The sequence below is a fragment of the Streptomyces sp. NRRL WC-3549 genome (assembly GCF_000721935.1).
Lineage (GTDB): Bacteria > Actinomycetota > Actinomycetes > Streptomycetales > Streptomycetaceae > Streptomyces.
Window position 1 is genome coordinate 3,908 of record NZ_KL585456.1, and the last position, 4,288, is coordinate 8,195.

Annotated in this window: 4 protein-coding genes and 1 pseudogene; all 5 read left to right on the forward strand. The window is 73.5% G+C overall.

Annotated features, from left to right (window positions below):
- Nucleotides 1–426 (forward strand): annotated as a pseudogene (locus IH13_RS0135670) (HEAT repeat domain-containing protein); the annotation flags it as partial.
- Nucleotides 423–740: a zinc ribbon domain-containing protein gene (locus IH13_RS0135675; RefSeq protein WP_031091226.1), complete on the forward strand. Its 318-nt coding sequence runs from the start codon at nucleotides 423–425 to the stop codon at nucleotides 738–740. The pseudogene IH13_RS0135670 and the gene IH13_RS0135675, both read left to right, overlap by 4 nt.
- Nucleotides 741–798: 58 nt before the next feature.
- Nucleotides 799–2,211 (forward strand): FtsW/RodA/SpoVE family cell cycle protein, encoded by a 1,413-nt coding sequence (locus tag IH13_RS0135680; RefSeq protein ID WP_031091228.1) that lies wholly within the window; start codon nucleotides 799–801, stop codon nucleotides 2,209–2,211.
- Nucleotides 2,208–3,671 carry a penicillin-binding transpeptidase domain-containing protein gene (locus IH13_RS0135685; protein ID WP_031091230.1) on the forward strand — a complete coding sequence of 488 codons (1,464 nt, stop codon included), beginning with the start codon at nucleotides 2,208–2,210 and terminating at the stop codon, nucleotides 3,669–3,671. Before IH13_RS0135680 ends, IH13_RS0135685 begins: the two co-directional genes overlap by 4 nt.
- 12 nt (nucleotides 3,672–3,683) lie before the next feature.
- Nucleotides 3,684–4,288, forward strand: a 605-nt coding sequence (locus tag IH13_RS0135690; protein WP_031091231.1) for an amidase family protein, incomplete at its 3' end; no start/stop codon positions are given.

Sequence of the window (4,288 nt, forward strand, 5' to 3'; positions counted from 1 at the left end):
GCGGAGCGGGTGCACGACTGCCGGGCCGCCGCCGCCACACTGGGCCGGCTGGGCGGGGCGGCGGCGGGGGCGGTGCCCCGGCTGCGGGCCCTGCTCGCCCACGACGAGCTGTGGCTACGCGTCGACGCCGCGATCGCCCTGTGGGAGATCTCCGGGCGGATCGCGGAGAGCGTCCCGGTCCTCCTCGCGGCCTGGGAGAAGAACCGCCACGTCCGGGTCCGGGTCGCCGAGTGCCTGGTGCGGATGGGCCTGCCCGGCGCGGGGCCGGACGCGGCACGGGTGCTGCGCGCCGAGTTGCTGTCGGTACGCCGCCACAACGCGCTGGACGGCGGTTACGGCAGTCATGACACTGATGAGGACGAGAGGCTCCTGGCGCTGTGCCGGCGGGCTCTCGGGGCCGATACGGGAAAAGGGACCACATCATGATCATTTTCGGTACGCGGGGCTATCTCCACCAGTTGGCCGTCCTCACCCTGGTGTGCGGCTGGTGCGGCAACCCCGCCGCGCACACCCTGCGCAAGCGGGTCACGAAGTTCACGCTGTTCTTCGTGCCGCTCTTCCCCTTCTCCACGAAGTACGCGACGCAGTGCACGTTCTGCGCCGGGGAGCGCCAGATACCCCGGGAGGAGGCCGAGCGGCTGCTGGTCCAGGCCCGGGCGGGACAGGACGGCGCTCCGTACGGCACCGCCCCGCAGCAGACCGGGTACGCGCCGGGCGGCCGGAACCCCTACCAGGGCTGAGGGTGGCGCGGGGCTGACATAAGGGAAATAAGACCCTCCTCTTGCTACGTTGCGGGGCATGACCGCATCGACGGCGGACGCGCGCCCGCCCGAGCTACGCCTGCCCAAGCGGCGCGGGGTCGAGCTCTCGCTCCTGATCGGGGCCGTGCTCATCTCCGTCTACGGCTACGCGGCCGTCGGCCTCGCCCGGAACAACGCCGTGCCCCCGGACGTCGCCGGGTACGGCGGCGGTCTCGGTCTCCTCGCGCTGCTCGCCCATCTCGCGGTCCGGCTGCGGGCGCCGTACGCCGATCCGCTGCTGCTGCCCATCGCGGTCCTGCTCAACGGCCTGGGCCTGGTGCTGATCTACCGGCTCGACCTGGAGACGCCCCGGGACCAGGCCGCGACGACCCAGCTGGTCTGGTCCACCCTCGGGGTCGCGTTCTTCATCGCCGTCGTCGTCGTGCTGCGGGACCACCGCTTCCTCCAGCGCTACGCGTACCTCTCGGTCGCGGCGGCGCTGGTGCTGATGACCGTGCCGATCTTCTTCCCCGCGGTGAACGGGGCGAAGATCTGGATCCGGGTCGGCGGATTCTCCTTCCAGCCGGGCGAGTTCGCCAAGATCCTGCTCGCCGTGTTCTTCGCCGCCTACCTCGCGGCGAACCGCAACGCCCTGGCCTACACCGGCCGCAGGTTCTGGCGGCTCCAACTGCCCACCGGCCGGGTGCTGGGGCCGATCGTCGCGATCTGGCTGCTCAGCGTGGGTGTGCTGGTCCTGGAACGGGACCTCGGCACCTCGCTGCTCTTCTTCGGCCTCTTCGTGATCATGCTGTACGTCGCCACCGGCCGTACCGGATGGATCGCGGTGGGGCTGCTGCTGGCCGCGGCGGGGGCGTTCGTCGTGGGCTCGTTCGAACCCCATGTGCACAGCCGGGTACAGGACTGGCTGGACCCGTTCGCCAGCATCGACGCGGGCCGGGGGCCCGGCCAGCTCGCCCAGTCGCTGTTCGCGTTCGCCGCCGGCGGCATGCTCGGCACCGGGCTGGGGCTCGGCCACTCCATCCTCATCGGCTTCGCGGCCAAGTCCGACTTCATCCTGGCGACGGCGGGCGAGGAACTGGGCCTGGCGGGACTCACCGCGATCTTCCTGCTGTACGCCCTGCTGGTGGCCCGCGGTTACCGTGCGGGACTCGCCCTGCGCGACCCCTTCGGCCGGCTGCTGTCGATCGGGCTGGCCTCGATCCTGGCGCTCCAGGTCTTCGTGATCGCGGGCGGGGTGATGGGGCTGATCCCGCTGACCGGTATGGCCATGCCCTTCCTGGCGCAGGGCGGTTCGTCCGTCGTCACCAACTGGATCATCGTGGCGCTGCTGATCCGGGTCAGCGCGGAGGCCCGCGCCCCGCACCCGGGCCGGCCGGAGACCGGGGTGATCGCGCCGATCGTCGAGGAGGACCCGCCGGACACCGGGCACCGCAGGGGGGCCGGACGGTGATCCGCTACATCCGGCGGGCCGCCGCCTTCTGCCTGCTCCTCCTCGTGGCGCTGCTGGTCAACGCCGCCCGGGTACAGGTCTTCGAGGCGGACTCGCTGGACGACAACCCCGCCAACCGCCGTACGGCGATCGAGCGTTACGACCGGCCGCGCGGCAACATCCTGGTCGGGGACGAGTCCGTCACCGGGTCGAAGGACACCGGCGAGCAGCTCGCCTGGGAGCGCACCTACCGCCACGGCCCGCTGTACGCCCCGGTGACCGGGTACGCCTCCCAGACGTACGGCACCACGCTGCTGGAGAACGCCGAGGACGACGTCCTGTCCGGTACCGCCTCGGTGCTGGCCCCGGTCCCCCTGTGGGGCGACCTCACCCGCGGGCGCCAGCCCGGCGGTGACGTCGTCACCACGGTCCGGGCCGCAGTGCAGCGGGCCGGCTACGAGGGTCTGGCGGGCCGGCGGGGGGCGGTCGCCGCGCTCGATCCCGGGACGGGCGCGATCCTCGCGCTGGTCTCCTCCCCGTCGTACGACCCCGAGCGGCTCTCCGGCACGGGCTCGTCGGTGACGGACGCCTGGGCCGAGCTCAACCGGGCGGCGAGCAGGCCGATGCTCAACCGGGCCATCCGGCAGACGTATCCGCCGGGGTCCGCCTTCAAGATCGTGACGGCCGCGGCGGCCCTGGACGCCGGGGTGGTGGACGATCCGGACGAGGAGACCGACACCCCGTCCCCGTACGTGCTGCCGGGCACCACCACGACGCTCCCGGACGAGGCACGGGGCTGCGAGAACGCGTCGCTGGCCGAGGCGATCCGGGTCTCCTGCAACACGGTGCTGGCGCATCTGGGGGTGCGGGTCGGGCTGAAGGACATGCGGAAGGCGGTCGAGAGGTTCGGTTTCAACGACGACGACCTGAGGATCCCGTCCCGGGTGGCCCGCTCCAACTTCGACACCGACATGAGCGACGACCAGCTCGCCCAGTCCTCCATCGGCCAGTTCGACACGACGGCGACCCCGCTCCAGATGGCGATGGTGGCCGCCGCGGTGGCCGACGGCGGCGAACTCCGCCGCCCCCACCTGGTGGACCGCATCACCGACCACGACGGTGACACCGTCCGACGGGAGGGCTCGGACACCTACCGCCGGGCGATGGAACCGGAGACGGCCCGCCTGCTCCAGCGGATGATGGTGGACGTGGTGGAGAACGGCACCGGTGCCAACGCGGCGATCGACGGGGTGCGGGTCGGCGGGAAGACGGGGACGGCACAGCACGGCGTCGACAACACCGGTACGCCGTACGCCTGGTTCATCTCCTGGGCGCAGGACCCGGACTCCGGCCGGCCCGCGGTCGCCGTCGCCGTGGTCGTGGAGGACGCCGCGGCGGACCGGGCCGACGTCAGCGGCGGCGGCAACGCGGCCCCGATCGCCCGCGCCGTGATGGAGGCGGCGCTGGCGGAGTCGCGCTGACACACTGGGCGCATGACGTCGGGCGTGGCACGGGCACTGGGCCGGATCGCCGAACGGGACCCGGAACTGGGCGCGTTCACCGCGGTCTGGCCCGACGAGGCCCTGGCCCGCGAGCGGGTGGCAGGGGAACTGCCCCTGGCCGGCCTGCCGTTCGCGGTGAAGGGGCGGACGGGGGCCCGCTCCTACCCGGCGCGCCGGCTGATCGCCGCCGGGGCGGTCCCGGTCGGCGCGACCTCCGTGCCCGGCCCGGGCACGCCCTGGCGGACCTGGGGCCGGGGCGCGCACGGCCGCACGGTCAACCCCTGGCGTCCCGACCGCACTCCCGGCGGGTCGTCGGCCGGTTCGGCGGTGGCGGTCGCGGCGGGCATGGTGGAGCTGGCCACGGGCAGCGACGGGGCGGGGTCGGTGCGCATCCCGGCGGCCTGGTGCGGGGTGTTCGGCCTGAAGACGACGACGGGCCTCCTGCCCTCCCCCGACCGTACGGGCCTGGCCTCCCCCGGGGTGCTCGCGCGTTCGGCGGCGCGGGCCGAGACGTATCTGCGGCACGTCCTGGACGGCTACGCGCCCCGGCCGGCCCGGCTGCCGGTCCCGGCCGTCCTCAGCCCCGACCTGGGCTT

What these genes read in the sequence shown, in the direction of transcription:
- IH13_RS0135675 (WP_031091226.1), top strand. Translation starts at nt 423, where the DNA reads ATGATCATTTTCGGTACGCGGGGCTATCTCCACCAGTTGGCCGTCCTC.
- IH13_RS0135680 (WP_031091228.1), top strand. Translation starts at nt 799, where the DNA reads ATGACCGCATCGACGGCGGACGCGCGCCCGCCCGAGCTACGCCTGCCC.